Raw genomic sequence first — 18,619 nt, forward strand, 5'->3', positions numbered from 1 at the left:
GAAATGAGTTTATAGGTCATTTGATAGTTCCTGGATTGTCGGACGATAGTTGACAACCACTAACGATTCTATGACGATGAATTAAAAGTTCAGGTTAACGCCAAGTGTGTAAGTACGTGGAACCGGATAGTTCGAGAAGTCGACGCCCTGGCTCAGGTTACCGCCATCACCATCGCCGGATCCGTTGCCGCTGGTTTCCGGGTTTGGACCACCCCAGTACTTCGTGAATATGTAAACCTGCTGGGCCGATGCGTAAATCCGTGCCGACTTGAAGAGCTTATTCACAGCGCCTATATTGTAACCCAGGGTTATGTTTTTGATGGTGAAAAACGACGCATCAGCCAGGAATTGCGTACTATTCCAGTCGCGCTCAATACCCGTGAAGTTCCCCCCGTTGTTAGTTGCACCAAACTGGCCAGCTCCCGGAGTTATTACTTTAGTGGCAACGCCAACACCATTCGTTACGACGTTTTGAACGCGGAAACGATCTTTTACGCCCTCAACCATGTTAAACACGGCGTCCAGGTTGGCGGTGCTGTACAAGTGGCGAACCCACAACTGATTGCCATAGGAGCCCGAACCCGTAACCGAGAAGTCGAAGTTGCCGTACTTCAGGTCGTTTGTGATACCGTAGGTGAATTTCGGAAAGGGGTTACCAATTATGGTACGGTCATCGGCATCACCACCGTAGGTGATCACACCATCGCCGTTCACATCTTTCATTTTGATGGTACCAATGGCGGAACGGCCCGGAATAATCGGCGAAGTTCTGAGTTCTTCAGCGTTTTGGTAATACCCTTCTTTGATCAAACCATAAAACTGGCCAAAGGGCTTGCCAACCTGCGTGATGTGGAACGAACCATACACCCGGTCAATACCCGGAGCCAGGGCCACAACCAGGTTGCGGTTGAACGAGATGTTCGCGTTGGTATTCCACTTGAGTCGGCCCGTCGTGTTCTTGGTTGTCAGCGAGAACTCATGGCCCCAGAACTTAATCTCACCAATGTTATCGTTAAAGTTTGTGAAGCCCGACTCCTGCGGAATTTGTACCGCGTAAAGCAGATTTGTCGTCCGCTTCGTGTAGAAATCATAGATAAACTGGATACGGTCATTTAACAAACCCAGATCAAGACCTATATCAAACTGCTTGGTCGTTTCCCAACCTAAATTTGGGTTAGCCAGCGACGTTACGACAGCTCCCGTAGCCACCGTGCTACCAAATACGGCGTTTGTGGTGTTGTTGACCAGCGCATACGAGGTGTAGTTACCAATGTTGTTATTCCCAATTACGCCGTAGCTGGCCCGTATTTTAGCAAACGAAACCGGCATAACTGTTTTCATGAAGTTTTCGTCCGAAAGTACCCAGCCCACCGAAGCCGATGGGAACGTACCAAACTGGTTGTTGGCCCCAAATCGGGATGAACCATCTGTCCGTACAGCTGCGGTAAACAGGTATTTCCCTTTGTAGTTGTACGTTAAACGAGACAGATAAGAGGTCAATGCCCATTGGTTGATCCCGTTGTTTGTACCACCCCGGTTAATGTTGAGCGCTCCCTGAATGGTAGGCAGCCGGTCATCGGCATAGGTATCAGCCTGAATGCGGTTGAACTCCTGCCGATACCACTGATTGGTGAAACCAGCCAGCAACTCAAAGTTATGGTCATTAAAGCTACGGGTATACGTTGCCAGGTTTTCGTTCAGCCAGGATGTGTTTTCCAGTCCCTGCCGAATAGAAACGGCCGTTGTCGGAATCGGTACGTTGATGGCACTCGTAGCCGTCGATGGGTTAAAGAAGAAGAATTTAGAGTTTTGGTACTCGACGTTCATCGTCGACCGTAACGTCAACCCGGTAATTGGCCGATATTGCACATAGGCATTCGCCAGCAGGTTAGTGTTCTTGGTTTCGTTAACCAACTCATTTGCGGCCCGCACCCAGTTAGGATACTGGAAAATATTACCTGTACTACCCGGAAAGGTGTTGAACTTAGTTAGTTGGCCACTGGCATCATAAATAGGCATAACCGGCCAGGTGTGCAGGGCGTTAAACAGAATTCCGGTTCCCCGGTCGCCATCTGTACGGGGTGTGTTGTCGTACACGTACGAAGGGGCTACGTTAAAGCCAACCGTTACCCGATCAGAGAGATTGTAGTTGGAGTTCAGGCGCAGCGAATACCGTTTGTATTTGTTATTGAGTACAACCCCATCCTGATTGAAAATACCGGCAACCAACGATGTATTGGCCTTACCCGTATTATTGGAAATACTCAGGTTATAACTCTGGAGAGGAGCCTGCCGCAGCAAAGCATTGTACCAGTCGTTGTTTTTGCCTTCGTACTGCGACGGATTCTGAAACTCGACGGGCACAGCCTGTCCCTGGTCTTCGTAGTACTCCTTTTTGAACTGAGCAAACTGAACCGCGTCCAGCATTTTCACCCGACCGCGCATGGGAACCTGCTGTATACCCGCAAACGTACTGAAGCTAATGTTCGTCTGACCGGGCTTTCCTTTTTTAGTAGTAATCAGGACAACTCCGTTGGCGGCCCGGGAACCGTAAAGCGATGTTGAGGCAGCATCTTTCAAAACCGAAAGATCTTCAATCTCATCAGGGTTAAGCTGGGCAATATTTCCTGTTATCGGGAAACCATCAATGACATAAAGCGGGTCGCTACCGGCTGAAACCGACACCTGACCGCGAATACGGATACTGATACCCTGGCCCGGCTTACCAGTAGCCTGGTTAATTTGCACCCCCGCCAGTCGGCCCTGGAGTTTTTGGCCGATCTGCGATACGGGCAAATCTTTGATTTCTGCAGCACTTACCGTTTGAACGGCACCGGTAATCTCCTTCTTTAACTGACTACCATAGCCGACAACTACAACCTCATTTAGTGTTTGATCATCGGGTGAGAGAGCCACTGTCAGGGATGTTTGGCTACCAACTACTACTTCCTTCTTTGCATACCCAACGAAGCTAAAAACCAGTGTCGAGTTGGCATTGGGTACCGCAATTCGGAAACTACCCGCGCCATCGGTAGTGGCTCCCTGATTGGACCCCTTAACCACAACGCTTACACCTGGTAATCCGTCACCTTTTTCGTCGGTAACTTTACCCGTCACGGTGATATCTGTTGACACCTCTCCCAGACGTGCCGGGACGTTAAGAGCGAATAAGGTATTGGCCGACATCCGCTCTTTGGCAGGGCTCATACCAGGCTGTTTTGCCAAGCTTGTTATCGGCTCTGCAACCACCATGGCTATAGCCATCGATAAATAGAATCTCTTCATGGTTTTTTGAGTAAAGATTAGGATTTTTAAGGTGACTCTATTTTAAAAAAAGTCAATTGAATAATCAAATATTAATATTGAGTTAAAGCATACTTTCCCATACCTACCCATAGTCAGGTAAAATCTTTATAAAATATAGTTTTTTAACGGTATACAAAATAGATATCGCCCTGATAATCAATAGATAATCGGGAAAAACATTGCCTTACAGATCAATAAATTCTTATATAAGCCAGATCAGTTAATGAATACTTCATCTACCAGCAACAAGGCAGTATTGCCCTTATTTGGATGCCAGATAGGAATTTGCTTGAGCGGGAACGCTACAATCTTGAGGTAAGAAACGGTTTGGGGGGGGAATTTGCAGGTGATCGCTTTCAGTTCATGGGGACTTTTTTTGACCGGAAGCTCAGGTTTGAGCGTGCCCAGTCGTTTCATCTGCGTTCGACTGGGTCCACCCCACACCTCAACCAGACCGGGGGGGAAAATACTCGTCTCCTCCTCAACCATGATCCGCAAGGATACCGAACTTACACTAACCGGTTTTTTGAATTCGGATACCAGGGCCATTTCATTCTTTCTGAATCCCGCCCAGTTGTTGGCCCAGGCCGGGCTATTGGCATTGAATGTGCCCAGTTTGCCATCGAAAAAAGTATGTGCGCCGTCGGCCTGATGAACCGGGTTAAGCGGCAACAACAAATTCACGCTGTCCGGCAAATGCGTTCCTTTGTAAAAATTGAACGTGGCGACATCGCTGCTAAACCAGCCCTGCTTATAGGCTTTTGCTTTTATGACGGTCGGTTTATCCAGAACTGTCTGCCCAGTAAAGACGAGCGAGTGAATGCTGTCGGGTTCGCTGCCATCGGTAGTGAACCGGAGTTGAACGTCCCGAATAGGGTGTTTCAGTTGCAGGGCCAGCGTATTATTAAAGATAGTGGAGCTGTTCTTGATCTGTGGCGGATTTAGTTTGATTGGCTCACTAGCCGCCCCGTCGAACCCACCGATAAACTGGATATTTTTATGTTCTTTCTGCAATTGTGTGATCTGAGCGGGCGTTAGTGCCGTGTTCCAGACAGCTAAGGTTTTCAGGGATTTAAACGAGCCAATCTGCTTCTGCAAATCGGCGAACGTAACCTTCGTTCCGGCCAGCGACAACGTCTTCAACTGATTCAGTGACGCCAGCTCAGCCAAGCCTTTTCCCGTAATATCCGTAAAATTCAAATCCAGTTTTTGCAGATTTTCAAACTGTCGAATCCGCGCTAGAGTTGCATCAGTCACGGGCATTTTATTAAGGTTCAGATAAACGATCTGCTCTTTTACCGCATTTAGTTCATCTATTTTCTCAGGTTTGTAGGAAGCCCGATTGTACAGATTGACGGCCAGCGCGGGCGACTCTTTGGCCAACGGAGCAACGGTTCGGTAATCGTCGTTCAGCTTCTTTACAGTCTCCTCATCAGCGGCCTCAAAATCAAACGTCTCGACTGGCTGAACCGGCTTAAACAAGGCAGCCGCCATGAAACGAAGTGAGTCGGTGGGGGGCAAATCGACCACTCTTTTTTGGAAATCGGCGCGACCTTTTACCCACAATGCCAGCAGGGTCATTTCCTGAGGTGTGAGCTGGCTCTTTCCCAGCGGTGGCATATGCTTTTTTTCGTCGGATGGCAGATGAATCCGTTGTAGCAGCAGACTAAGGGCGGGCTGACCAGCCACGAACAACTTACCGCTTTTCCCTCCCTTTTGAATCGACTCAATGCTGGTCAGATTCAGTTCTCCTTTCAACTTGTCGGGGTTGTGGCAGCTAACGCACTTTTGCTCAAAAATGGGTTGTATCACATCGTTGAACACCAGCGCCTGATCGAGCGAAACGGGAGCCGGTTTCAGTTCATTGCTAATGGGGGCGAAGAGAAAGTTGTCGCCGTGGGTCAATGTAGCTCCGTAGTGACCTGCTGCAATCAAGCATACGATTGTGGATAGCGCGCCCACTCTGGCAATCCGGACGTTATACCAGGTTTTATTCCGAATGGAGTAAACTAGTGTCGATGCGAAGAAAATACCCACACCCGACCATTTGTGCCAGAACAACACCTGGCCCGAATACCCATCTTCACGTGCTAAAAACAAGCCCATAATCACCGTGAGACCAGCCAGCAACGTACCAATGAGCAGTAGGTTAGACAGAAAGTCCCGGTAAAATGCCGAATTTTCTACCCGGTTTTCAGCCGTTGTGGTTCGAAAGCGAAACGCTTCCATGAGCATCGCCAGTAACAGAATGACGATAGGAAAATGAAGAAACAGCGGGTGCATACGCCCAATGGGCTGCAACCATACAGGCACAACAATCCGATCGCTAAAAAGCAGGATGAACAGGATAAAGATGACCAGAACAAATACTCCCTGTTCTGCGAACTTGACCAGCCGTTTATTCATGTTTAACAGGAATGTGTACCAAACAGATGGAAGCTGTTTGTGCTAAAAAATGTAGATCAATCAACCGTCGGCAAGCAGCCGCAAGCTCCTAGATACAATGAGTTTAAGCGATAATGTCGTGGATCACTTTCCCGGACACATCGGTCAATCGGTACCGCCGACCCTGGTGTTTAAAGATCAGTTTCTCATGATTAAGCCCCAGTTGGTTGAGAACTGTAGCCTGAAAATCATGCACATGAACGGGGTCTTTTATGATATTGTAGCCTACGTCATCCGTTTCGCCGTAGACCATACCCGGCTTTATACCACCGCCCGCCATCCAGATGGTGAAGCAGCGGGGATGATGGTCGCGGCCGTAGTTCTCCTTGGTAAGTTTACCCTGCGTATAGCTCGTCCGGCCAAATTCACCGCCCCAGATAACCAGCGTTTCATCAAGCAAACCGCGCTGCTTGAGGTCGGTGACCAGAGCCGCCGATGCCTGATCGACGTCCTTTGCCTGTTTGGCGATTTCGAATGGCAAGTTGCCGTGCTGGTCCCATCCCTGGTGATATAACTGAACGAAGCGAACGCCATTTTCGGATAATTTTCGGGCCAGCAGACAGTTGGCGGCAAACGTACCGGGCACCAGACAGTCGGGACCGTAGAGCTTAATAATATCGTCCGGCTCTTTCGACAAATCCATCACCTCCGGCACGGCGGTCTGCATCCGGTAGGCCATTTCATACTGTTTTACTTTGGCGGCTATCTCCGGGTCGCCAAACTCCTGGTACGACAGATCGTTGAGCTGGGCCAGATTATCGAGCATATCCCGCCGATCCTGTCGGCTCATGCCTTCCGGGTCGCGCAAGTAGAGTACCGGATCTTCGCCCTTGCTGAACTGAACACCCTGATGCACGGAGTCCAGAAAACCGTTCGACCATAATTTGGAGTAAACACCCTGTCCGTTACCGATACCACGCGAGAGCAGCACTGTAAAATTGGGCAGGTTTTTATTTTCATTCCCCAGGCCGTAGCTCAACCACGAGCCCATGCTTGGTCGGTTGCCCTGCTGCGAACCCGTCTGCAAAAATGTAAGCGCCGGGTCGTGGTTGATAGCCTCGGTGAACATTGACTTCACGATACACAGGTCGTCCACAATTTTGGCGGTGTACGGAAACAGATCGCTGACCCAGGCCCGTGACTCGCCATATTGTTTGAAGTCGACAAATGAACCCACCATCGGAAACTCCTTCTGGTTGGCTGTCATGCCCGTGAGTCGTTGCGTACCCCGAACGGAAGGCGGCAGCTCCTGCCCCATCATTTCCCGAAGCTTGGGTTTGTAGTCAAACAATTCCTGCTGAGAAGGGGCTCCATTTTGAAATAGATAGATAACCCGTTTGGCTTTGGGGGCAAAATGCGGGATGCCAACCGTCAGGCCATCTTCATCGGCACCGTTTCCACTAAAGAGATCAGGAATTAACAACGAACCCAGCGCTGCGCTGCCCAAACCTAAGCTAAGTCTGGATAGAAAACGACGCCGGTTAAAGTTCAGGCCGTGTTCGAGAATTTCTTTTTCCATGAGTTCCGTTTCTTTAACCCCTGAATCCCCTAAAGGGGGCCTTGAGTTGAGACTAGTCAGGTGAAAGTCCCCTGTAGGAGATTCAGGGGTATTTCAGGACTTCGTAATGGTTTCTTCGAGATTATAAATGGTCGTTACGACCCGCATCAGTGCGGCAAGTTTTAGCTTGTCGATAGTCGCCGGAATTGGGTATTCGCCCACTGCCAGCGATTTTTCCGCGCTGGCCCTGGTCGACTTCTTCAGTTCTTTATTGAAGTAGTCACTCAGGATAGACACTTCTTTTTCGTTCGGTTTCCGACTCACAATTAGCCGAAATGCCTTTTCTATCTTGGCATTTACGTCTCCCCGCTCTTGTAACAAACGGGCAGCCAGCACGCGCGATGCTTCCAGTACGGCAGGATCATTCATCATGACCAGCGCCTGTAGGGGCGTGTTGGTCTTCAGTCGTTTTACCTCGCAGAGATCGCGGTTGCTGGCGTCGAAAATAGCCATCGACGGGGGCGGAACCGTACGTTTGATCAGGGTGTACATACCCCGCCGATACAGATTAGGGCCGTGATCCTGGGTGTACATCGACAGCAGGCCCCGGCCCGACGTTGCTCCTTCCCACAAACCGGCGGGCTGATAGGGTTTTACGCTGGGACCACCGATAGTTGGGTTTAATAACCCGCTGCTGCTCAAGACTAAATCCCGTACAAACTCAGCCTGAATACGATACCGTGCCCCCCGGGCCAGTAAGCGATTGTCCGGATCGGCCGCCAGTTTCTCAGGTGTAATCACCGCCGACTGCCGGTAGGTGGCGGAGGTCACCATCTGTTTTACCAGCCGCTTAATGTCCCAGTTATGCTCCATGAAATCAACCGCCAGCCAGTCGAGTAGTTCGGGATGGGAAGGCAGTTCGCCCTGCATCCCGAAATCGCCGGACGTTCTAACGATTCCTTTTCCGAAAAACTCCTGCCATAACAGATTGACATACACCCTGGCTGTCAGTGGGTTTTTTCTGTCGAACAGCCATTTAGCCAGCCCAAGCCGGTTTTTGGGATAGCTGGGATTGAAAGGCAGAATGGCTTTGGGGGTTCCGGGCTGCACTTCTTCGCCGGGGGCGTCATAAACCCCACGCTTGAGAATAAATGTTTTTCGGGTCGTATCCAGATCACCCATCACAGACACGATCAGGCGGTTGGTGTCCCGTTTGTTGACGAACGACAAGATACTTTTTACGTCCTCATCACTAATTTCCATCAGGGGTTTTTTAGCGTAGGTATCTGGGCCACCAATAACGGATTCGATACCCACTTCTTTTACGTTATTGAAAAACGCAAAAAGCTGATAGTACTCTTTGTGGGAGAACGGGTCGTATTTATGGTCGTGGCAATGAGCGCACTCGATGGTTACACCGAGCAACCCCTTCCCGAACAGATCATTCCGATCAGTCACGTACATGGTCCGGTACTCTTCCGGAATGACGCCCCCCTCTTCGGTAATTTTGTGATTTCGGTTGAAGCCCGTAGCCAGTAGTTGCTCTTTTGTACTGTTAGGCATCAGGTCACCAGCTAGCTGCCAGCTCACGAAATCGTTGTAATGCATGTTTTTGTTGAAGGCATGAATGACCCAATCCCGCCAGGGCCATTGCGTTCGGTAACCGTCGTCCTGGTACCCGTGCGAATCGGCATAACGGGCCAGATCGAGCCAGTGCAGCGCCATTTTCTCCCCGTAAGCGGGGTTCTTCAAGAGCTGATCGACAACTTTCTCGTACGCATTGGCGCTCTTGTCGGCCAGGAAGCCATCCATCAACGCAAGCGTCGGCGGCAAGCCAACCAGATCCAGACTCAGCCGTTTGAGCAGCCGCTCTTTGTCCGCTTCTTCGTTTGGCGTTACGCCCTGCTGTTCCTGCTTTTTCAGGACAAAATAATCAATCTCATTCTTCGGCCACTCAGCCAGTTTTACGGTTGGAACAGCCGGTTTTTTGGGCGGAACAAATGACCAGTGTTTTTCATAGGCCGCCCCCTGCCGAATCCATTTCTCGATCAGCTTTAGCTCACGGGCTGTCAGCTTTAAGTTCGACGAAGGCGGTGGCATCATGATCGACGTATCGGCCGAACTGATTCGCCGGAATACTTCCGACAACTCGGGCTTGCCCGGCACCAGCGCGTGCGCCGACGGATGCTCTTTCAGGGCAGCGTACGCGCTTTCGGCCATATCGAGTCGCAATCCTGCCTCCCGCTTGTTGGCATCCGGCCCGTGGCAGGCCAGACACTTATCAGACAGAATTGGCCGGATATCGAAGTTATAGCTGATGGTTTCGGGTATGTTGTCCGATCGGCCCTGGTCGATTACCCGGCTGGACGAACTGGTTGAACAGGATTGCAGATACACAACAATTCCGGCAATCAGTCCAATGATATAAAAAGCACTTTTATGCATACCGAACAATTTATTTAGAGCGAACGAACCAGGCCACGGGAGCGACCGTCCGCTTTTACGCCAGCAACTCCATCACTGCTTTTCCCTTTCCATCGGGTGTCGAGTAAAACGGCCTTTTTTCCACTTCGTAATGCGTGTCGGGGGCAATACCCAGCGCGTGGTAAATGGTCTGGTGAATACCTTCGATATGCACCGGATTTTCAATGGTTTTGCAGGGGCGTTCGTCGGCCGTTTTGCCATAGACGAACCCTTTTTTGATTCCCCCACCAAACATCAGTATCGAGCAACCGTCGGTAAAATGACGATGCATACCATAGAACTTCAGATCGGACAAGATCTCCGGCTGTTGAACCTGTTCCCGTACTTTCGCATCCGGCCGCCCCTCTACCATCATATCCCGGCTGAACTCGCTGGCCAGAATAACGATTGTGCGGTCGAGGTGCCCAGTTTTGTCCAAATCTTTGATAAGCTGTGCAATCGGCCCGTCGATCTGCTTTTTCATATCTTCCAGCCGGGTGTGTCCGTTTTCGTGGGTATCCCAGCCTTTAAACGGCTCGTATTCAGTCGTAACGCTGATAAACCGGGCACCCTGTTCGGTTAGTCGGCGGGCCAGTAAACAACCCAGTCCGAACTTGCCGGTATTATAAATGTCGTAGCTCGCTTTGGGTTCTTTGCTCAGATCAAATGCTTTGGCTTCGGGCGAGTTAAGCAGCATATACGCCTGTTCCATCGAGCGTTTGAGGGACTCTTTCTGGTAGTCGCTCCCAAACTCGCCCATCGGTCCGCCACTGATCAGATCGTTATACAGCTGATTCCGGCGTTCAAAGCGTTTGGCATCCATGCCCACCGGCGGCCGAACACTCTCTAACCCCTGACTTGGGTCGGGGATAAAGAACGGGCCGTATTCATTACCCAGAAAACCAGCGGTATGAAAGGCTTTCAGCTCTTCGGCCTCGCCCACCGTAAACCGCTGACCGATGTCGACAAAGGCAGGAATGACCGGATTTTTCGGCCCTAGTTCCTTGGCAATCCAGGAGCCAAGATGCGGAGCCGCTACAGTCTGGGGCGGCTCATAAGAGGTGTGCCAGTGGTACTGGTGACGGGAGTGCAGAATGTGGCCCATGTCCGCAGCCACGTACGACCGAATCAACGTTCCTTTATCCATCACCTTCCCGATGGACTGCAACCCGTCCGAAAAATGAATGCCATCCAGTACGGTGGGTACGGATTTGAACGTGCTCAACACCCGGTTCCCTTCCATTCCTTTCTCGAAAGGCGTGTACCGCTTAGGGTCGAAGGTTTCCGTATGCGCCATGCCACCCGCCATCCAGAGCAGGATAACCGTGTCGGCGGTTCCGGTTGTTTCACCCGGCTTTCGCGTCCGGCTGCAACCCGATAACAGGCTCGACATGGGGGCTCCCGCTGCCAGAGCGGCCATGGTTGCGGCACTGGCTTTTTGTAGAAATTCCCGTCTATTCCAGTTCGTATTCATGTTATTTCCGGCTTAAAACCTGATGTACGTACCTCGGCGTCGGAGGACTGTACATCAGGTGTTTATAAGTCATTAACTGGTCTTTCTTACTGCTTAGTATGTAGCCCGTTAGATGCGTTTGCGCTGCGAAATGCCTCTGTCAGTAAATCAGCTGAAATTCGGGGTGCAGGCTAATAGCCCATACCAAATCCTGAATACCTTCTGTACTGGGACTTTTGCCCACAATCTTCTGGGCAATGGCCAGTTCATTTGGTTTTGGCTCCCGCCCCAACGCTTTCCAGTATAAATTCCGCACCAGCACATCGGAGGTTGGGTAAGTGGCTTTCCATTGCTGAGCCCCGCGCTTGAGGGCGTCGTTGAACTTCTCCCCGTTGGTTAGTTCCAGGGCCTGCAACAAATTCGCCTGCGATGACCGGCTGGTGCTGACTGTTTCGCGGTTCGGGCGTCCCAGTGCCGTCAGGAAGGGATCATTTTTAACTAGAGAAGCCCTTGGAAACGGCATTTCTTTTTTGAGTTGCTGCGGAAACTGCTTCTCCACAATCGAGGAATCGGCATAAACCGGACTGAACGCCAGACTAACGGCATCGGCAAACTGCTCGGCAGTCAGGCGACGGCGAACCATACCCTGAAACACAAAGTTGGGCGCGGTAATCATATCCGCTTCTTTAAGACCGACGGAAGGAAGCTGATATGTTTTCGAGGTCAGAATGGTGTACATCAGTTTCTTGATGTCATAGCCATTCGTAACGAAATCAGACGCCAGCCAGTCCAGTAAATCCGCACTCCAGGGGTCGTTGTCCATCACATCGACGGGCTCGATGATTCCCCGGCCCATCACCTGTGCCCATATCCGGTTCACGACCGTGCGGTACAGACGGCCATCCTTAGGCTGCACCAGAAAATCGGCCAGTTCCTTGAGCCGTTGGTCGGTGGTTGCTTTACCATTGATGGTACCCAATTTTTCGAAGATGATGCGTGTATCGGCTTTTTTGCCCGTCGGTTTGTCGCAGCGGTTGATTTCCAGCGTTGTATCGGCAAAGACGTTGGCGAAGGCGTAGGCATCGGCCAGTTTCCAGTCGCTGATAAAACTGTCGTGACACGACGCACACTTAAGGTTGAGCCCAAGCAGCACCTGCGACACGTTTTGCGCGGCCTGCATTTCGGTACGCTGGCTCGAATTGATGGTTCCCCGCCATTTGATGCCTTTAATAAATCCCGCCGATTCTTTAGTCGGGCTTACCAATTCCCGCACAAACTGGTTGTAGGGCTTATTGGTCTTCAGGGAGTTATAAAGCCAGCTGGTAATATCGAACCGGCCACCGGTAATGTAGCCTGTACCGGTATAATCGTTGCGGAGGGCGTCGTTCCAGAAGGTCAGCCAATGCTGGGCATAGTCGGTATTTCGGTTGAGCAGCTCTTTAACGAGAAGATCCCGTTTATCGGGCCGCTGGTCGGCAACGAACGTCTTGATCTGTTCGGGCGATGGCAGCAAACCCACTACATCCAGGTAAACCCGGCGAATGTAGGTGCGGTCGTCAATACTGTTTTTCCAGGTCAGTTTGTGCTGCTGAAAATAGACGTTCACAAACTTGTCGATGGGGTTGGTAATACCGGCTGGCGCATCGGGCAGTTCGGGTAGCCGGGGCTCCAGAGCCGCCACCCGATAGATGCTTTTCTCGGGGCCGCTAGGCCAGGGAGCGCCTTGCTTGATCCAGTATTCGAGTAACTCAACATCGTGTTCAGACAAGCGTTTTCCTTTGGTTGGCATAGCCTCTTTATGACCGGCGGGGAGCTTGATCCGACGTATGATCTCGCTATCCTCGGGATGGCCAGCCACCAGAATGACACCATCCTCGCCCCCCTTCATGACAAGCTCTTTCTTATCCAGCCGCAGCCCTCCTTTGGTTTTAGTTGCACTATGACAACTGTAGCAGTTATGCGCCAGGATAGACCGCACCTCCATGTTCAGCTCACCAATCTGTTTATCGCTCAGCGGTTGATTGACCGTGGCGAAGGCAAATTTGGTATCACTTTCCACTGGCGAACTCCCGCCTTTGTCGAACGGCAACACACTGCTCAGGTAGTCGTCGCCGTGCGTCAGCATGGCCCCATAATGGCCCGCCAGACTGACGCCCAACACGGTAGTAGCCAACAGTCCCCGATATAAACGGGTCTGTCCGGAGCGCAGGGCGAACACCGTCAACAGCGCCAGGGTCATCGTTGCCAGACCTGACCATTGGTGAATGGTTACGGTGTTGCCGCCGTAGTCGTCCTGATTGACCAGAAGCAGTCCCAGCCCGGCTGCCACCACCGAGCTGATCGTGCCGATCCAGACCATTGCGCGAATACCCGCCTGCAGCTCTGTCGATTTCCGGAACCAGCCAACCGCTTCGAGAACGAGCGCGATGCAGAGCAAACTCACCGGGAAATGGACCATCAGCGGGTGCAGACGGCCCAAAAACTGCCAAAGCCAAAATGTTTCAGTTAATACAGACATTACGTTGCAGTAATGGGTTAAGAAAAAATGGTTTACTGATAACCCGCATTTTGGGTTAGCTTACTGTTAATCAAAATTTGAGGTGCGGGAACGGGGAAGAAATATTCGAAGTCACTGTAGACATAGTCTAATGCATTAAACGCAATACCGCCCCGATCTACTGTTGGCTTTGCTTTCTCTCTGGCTCCGTGAGCATTCATGAAGGTGGCCAGTTCGGCCGGCGTCATGGTCCGTTTCAGGTCAAACCAGCGATGGTTTTCAAACGCCAATTCAACGCGTCTTTCCTTGAGCACGGCCGCTTTGAAAGCTGCTTTATCGAGACCATCCAACGCCTTAAGACCTGCCCGCGTACGAACCTGATTTACATAGCCGTAGGCTTCTGCCGTTGGTCCCGATTGTTCGTTGATGGCTTCGGCCAGCATCAGCAGCACATCGGCGTACCGCAGAACCGGCCAGTTGTTATCCGTCCGCCCGGTGATGGTGTGCGGGTAGGTAAACTTTGTCACATATGGAATAGGAACAACCGTACCGTTCAGCGTATAGCTGGTTTTTAGCGACACATCCTTCCGCAGATCGCCGGGTTCGTAGGCCGCAATCATGTCGTTGGTCGGGATGTTGCGTCCGCCCGGCGTGGTGTTGGCAAACCCAGTCACGGCCCCTGCGGATAGCCGGGGAGCAAACGTGTAGGCAAACGTACTCCATTCGCCCAGGTCGTTACCTCCCTGGTACTGAATTTCGAACAGGGATTCAGGCCCGTTCTTTCGGGCGGGGTTGAAATTATCCGAATAAACGGCGTTTAGCGAGTAGCCGGTTACCTGTTTCAGCGTTGTTACGGCATCACCGTACTTCTTCTGTGTTAGGTACACTTTACCCAACAAGCCCAGGGCAGCTCCTTTGGTAACCCGGCCCAGCTGAGATGCGGGGAAAGTGGCCGGTAGTAAGGGGACCGCTTCTTTCAAATCCTTCTCGATCTGCGCCCACACATCGGCCTGGGGCGATCGAACCAGGTCAAACGCTTTATCGGGCTTATCCAGCGTCGACGTAACCAGCACGACATCCCCGAAATACTGGACCAGATGGAAATAAAAATAGGCTCTCAGGAACTTCAACTGTCCTTCGATGGGCGCTTTGACGGCGGCATCGAGCGTACTGGCGGCCAGCTTTTCCAGCGTGTAATTAGTATTATACAGCGCGGAATAATACAGGTTCCAGACGTTGGCAATTTCGCCATTTCCCTGATTGACAGTCGAGAATTCGAAGGCTTCCCAGCCAGCCGCTCCCCCGCGATCGAGCGGGTTAAAATCGAGCGTGGTGTTGTCGGACGGGAACTCCTGAAAGATGTAAGCTGCGTTGGTGATGTTCTGTAATTGACCATACACGCCATTCAGTGCCTGTAAAAACTGGGTTTCGTTTTTATAAAACAGGTCGGTGCCAATACGGGTCGGGTCGGTAGTGACCAGTAAATCATCACTGCACGAAAACTGGCCCAGACAAAGAAGAAGGGTTCCGATAAGAAGTTTATTTTTCATGTTCGTGGCGATTAGAAGTTCAGTTTGATACCAGCAGCATAAGTTCTGGGAACCGGATAAGACTCGTCGTCATTGTTCGGCTCGGTCGTGCTTCGGACACCCGCGTCCGGGTTGTTGCCGGGGTATTTTGTGAAGATCAACAAGTTGTTACCCGTCACGAAAACCCGCGCGTTGCTCAGGATTGATTTGAACTTGGGAAAGTTGTAGCCAATGGTAACGGTTTTCAGCCAGACGTAGCTGCCGTCATACACATACCGGTCACTGCTTTCGCGCGACCATTTGAAGTAGCTGGTGCCGCCCTGCGCGTGTACATCCGTTGGGTTGGTTCCGGGATTGGTAGCCGACCGCCAGCGATCTTTGGCCTTGTCAAGTACGTTGAATACCCCGTCCATGTTCATGGTCGAAGCTTCAATGTTGCGGTAAATATCGAAGTCCTGCGCGCCAAGGAACATAAGATTGATATCGAACTTCTTATAGTCGGCGGCAAATGTCCAGGCCCAGGTAAAGGCCGGATTTGGGTTGCCAATTTCAACCATATCCTGGGTATCGTACGAAATAACGCCGTCGCCGTTGGTATCCGCAAACTTCATCCCGCCCGGAATAACCCCATCCTGCTTGGGTGCAGCATCGATTTCGGCCTGCGTGTTGAAAATGCCCAGCTTTTTATAGCCGTAGATCATACCCACCGGACGACCCACTTTCTGAACGTTATACCCTCCGTAAAAACTGCCGTAGTACAGGGCGTCATTAGCGCCCTTGATGGCCAGAATCTTGTTACGGTTGAAGCTGATGTTGGCGTTGCTGCGGAAGTTGACCTGACCAATGGTAGTCCGGAATTCGGCGCCCAGCTCAAACCCGTGGTTCTCCACTTTACCGATGTTATCCAGACTGGTTGTAAAGCCCGATACCGACGGAATGGAAACCGGCAACAGCATGTCGTTGGTAATCTTCCGGTAGTATTCGGCATTAAAAATCAGCTTGCTGTTGAACAGGGCCAGATCCAGACCAATATCCAGTTGATTGGATTTTTCCCATTTCAACTCCTGATTGGCAAAAGAACTGACCACTTTACCGGCGGCAAATGAGTTACCCAGAATGTAGTTGTTGGCCCCTACGAATGCCAGACTTGGGTAGTTACCAATGTCGTTATTACCCGTTACGCCCCAACTGGCCCGAAGTTTAAGGTCGCTAAGCCAGGCGGTTTTCGGCATAAACGATTCTTCGGTAATACGCCAGCCAATGGAAGCCGCCGGAAAATCGCCGTACTTGTTCTTGGCCCCGAATCGCGAACTTCCCTCCCGCCGAAAAGACGCGGAAAGCAGGTATTTGTCTTTATACGAATAGTTGACGCGACTCAAATAGGCCAGCATACTCCAGCCAAATTCAGTGGAAGAAGCCGATCGGATTGATGCGGCTCCCAGAAACGGAACCAGGTCATCCGGAAACGTATTACCCGTACCCGTAAAGCCGCGTACTTTTTCCTGCTGAGCGGTATAACCCACCAGAACATCCAGACTATGATTGGCCGACAGCTGCGGCTTGTACGTAAGCAGTTGATCCAGCGAGTAGTTGGTTAGCTCCTCCGTATTGTCTGTTTCAGTAGCGATCCGTGGGGGTGCACCCGCCGTACCGGATGCTACCGGCAGACCAATGGTTGATGGCACATATTCTTTGTAGGTGTTATTCGTCAGTTTTACGTTGGCAGAGGTCCTAAACTTAAAATTCCGCAGGAAGGATAGCTCAACAAATCCATTGGTCAAGAGATCGGCAATGTTGCGCTTGCGGTACACGTTTTCCAGCACGAACAGCGGATTGGGGAAGCCGAAAACCCCATCGACTCCGTTGATGTATGGAATCAATGACCCATCTGCATTATAGGGGGTAGCCCGTGGGTCCATCAGTAAAGCGCCACCTACCAGGGCACTTCGACCGTCTGTATTGGCCAGATTCTGCCGGGTATAGGTTCCGTTGATATTTAGGCCAACGTTGATGAATTTATTGACTTGTCCTCCCAGATTGGAGCGAACGGAGATACGATCATAATTCGTCTTTTTGATGGTTCCCTCCTCCTTATAATACCCCACCGAAATCAGCGATTTTATAGGACCTGAGCCCGAAGAGACGGTCATATTCAGATCTGAATAAGGGGCATTGTCGTTCATGATAAGGTCAAACCAGTTGGTCGAGTATTTGGTCTGTTCCGGAAAACGGTAGCCAATCGGGACTTCGCTTTCGGCGGGTTCCCGATTCTGCAGAATACGAATCTGATCCATGAAAACGTCCTTCTTAAACTGGGCAAATTCAGGCCCGGTCAGCATGGTCACCCGTCTGGATCGGGGCACCGCCTGAATCCCGTAATCGAGCGACAGATTGACATTTACCTTCCCTTCTTTAGCCTGTTTGGTCGTGATGAGCACAACACCGTTAGACCCTCTGGCCCCGTAGATAGCGGTGGACGCTGCATCTTTCAGGACGGTGACACTCTCGATATCATTCGGATTCAGGTTCTGCCCAACCGTTGTGCCAACGGCAAACCCATCGATAACGTACAGCGGATTACTGCCCGCCCCCAGTGAGCCAATACCCCGTACCCGAACTTCAAATACGCCACCGGGTGTACCACTTTTCTGCTTGACGACAACGCCCGGTGCGCGTCCCTGAAGAATCTGGTTGGGGTTGTTGGCGGGTTGCTCACCAATATCCCGCATGTTAATAACCGAAACGGCTGAGGTTAAATCCTGCCGACGCTGCGAGCCGTACCCCACCACAACCACTTCGTTGAGCGTTTGGTCGTCCGGAATCAGGGAAACGGTTATCGACGTTTGATTGCCGATTAGAACTTCCTTTTTCTGGTAGCCCACAAAACTGAACACGAGCGTTGCAGCCGAGTTGGGTGCCGAGATCCGGTAAGCTCCCGATCCATCCGTCGTTGCTCCCTGAGTCGAGCCTTTCAGAACGACGCTCACCCCCGGCAGTCCACTTCCTTTCTCATCAATTACCCTACCAGTAACAATAACATCGACTAGTTTCGAATCGCTGCTCACGGTCTGTCGTGTGAGATTAGCCAGCGCCACCTGATCCCGTACCTTGGACGGTGGGCTGCCTTTCTCTACACTTACTCCCTGTCCATACGCATGGCTTATACAACAGCCAGCTACTATACTAAAGGCAACTAATTGATAGAGCTTTTTCATAGTGTTACTGTTTGAGGGTTTGGTTAGACTTGAACTACTTGGAAATAGACAACTCTATGGCCAAATATTACAATAAGGCTATGTGTGACTTTCCTATACCTTCCTAGTTTTTAATAGTTTTTTAATAGTTTTTCGGCATTAAATTAAAAAAGAGACCTTTGGGGAGTTTCAGTAGACCAGAGCTAACCTTATTCCTGGTTTGATTTACAGTTT

The 18,619-nt window shown here is 51.1% G+C and carries 8 protein-coding genes; all 8 read right to left on the reverse strand.

The features are described from left to right. Positions 1-81: 81 nt before the first annotated feature. The 8 genes from ACYVJM_RS18215 to ACYVJM_RS18250 all read right to left on the reverse strand — a co-directional run bounded on the left by ACYVJM_RS18215 (position 82) and on the right by ACYVJM_RS18250 (position 18,406). Positions 82-3,207: a SusC/RagA family TonB-linked outer membrane protein gene (locus ACYVJM_RS18215; RefSeq protein WP_461149963.1), complete on the reverse strand. Its 3,126-nt coding sequence runs from the start codon at positions 3,205-3,207 to the stop codon at positions 82-84. Between the two features lie 315 nt (positions 3,208-3,522). Further along, positions 3,523-5,712 carry a c-type cytochrome domain-containing protein gene (locus ACYVJM_RS18220; protein ID WP_461149662.1) on the reverse strand — a complete coding sequence of 730 codons (2,190 nt, stop codon included), beginning with the start codon at positions 5,710-5,712 and terminating at the stop codon, positions 3,523-3,525. Between the two features lie 103 nt (positions 5,713-5,815). Continuing rightward, on the reverse strand, positions 5,816-7,270 hold the full coding sequence (locus ACYVJM_RS18225; RefSeq protein ID WP_461149663.1) for a DUF1501 domain-containing protein: 1,455 nt from the start codon (positions 7,268-7,270) through the stop codon (positions 5,816-5,818). A 93-nt stretch (positions 7,271-7,363) separates the two neighbouring features. Then, positions 7,364-9,694 (reverse strand): PSD1 and planctomycete cytochrome C domain-containing protein, encoded by a 2,331-nt coding sequence (locus ACYVJM_RS18230; RefSeq protein ID WP_461149664.1) that lies wholly within the window; start codon positions 9,692-9,694, stop codon positions 7,364-7,366. A gap of 55 nt (positions 9,695-9,749) precedes the next feature. Continuing rightward, positions 9,750-11,186, reverse strand: coding sequence for a DUF1501 domain-containing protein (locus ACYVJM_RS18235; protein ID WP_461149665.1), 1,437 nt, complete (start codon positions 11,184-11,186; stop codon positions 9,750-9,752). A gap of 139 nt (positions 11,187-11,325) precedes the next feature. Then, a complete protein-coding gene (locus tag ACYVJM_RS18240; protein WP_461149666.1) occupies positions 11,326-13,683 on the reverse strand; it encodes a DUF1549 domain-containing protein in 2,358 nt (785 codons plus the stop codon). Between the two features lie 32 nt (positions 13,684-13,715). Further along, positions 13,716-15,212: a RagB/SusD family nutrient uptake outer membrane protein gene (locus ACYVJM_RS18245; protein WP_461149667.1), complete on the reverse strand. Its 1,497-nt coding sequence runs from the start codon at positions 15,210-15,212 to the stop codon at positions 13,716-13,718. An 11-nt stretch (positions 15,213-15,223) separates the two neighbouring features. Beyond that, the gene (locus tag ACYVJM_RS18250) at positions 15,224-18,406 is read right to left on the reverse strand and encodes a SusC/RagA family TonB-linked outer membrane protein (RefSeq protein WP_461149668.1); all 3,183 of its coding nucleotides are present in this window, start codon (positions 18,404-18,406) and stop codon (positions 15,224-15,226) included. Positions 18,407-18,619: the final 213 nt, after the last annotated feature.

Source organism: Spirosoma pulveris, from assembly GCF_054781875.1.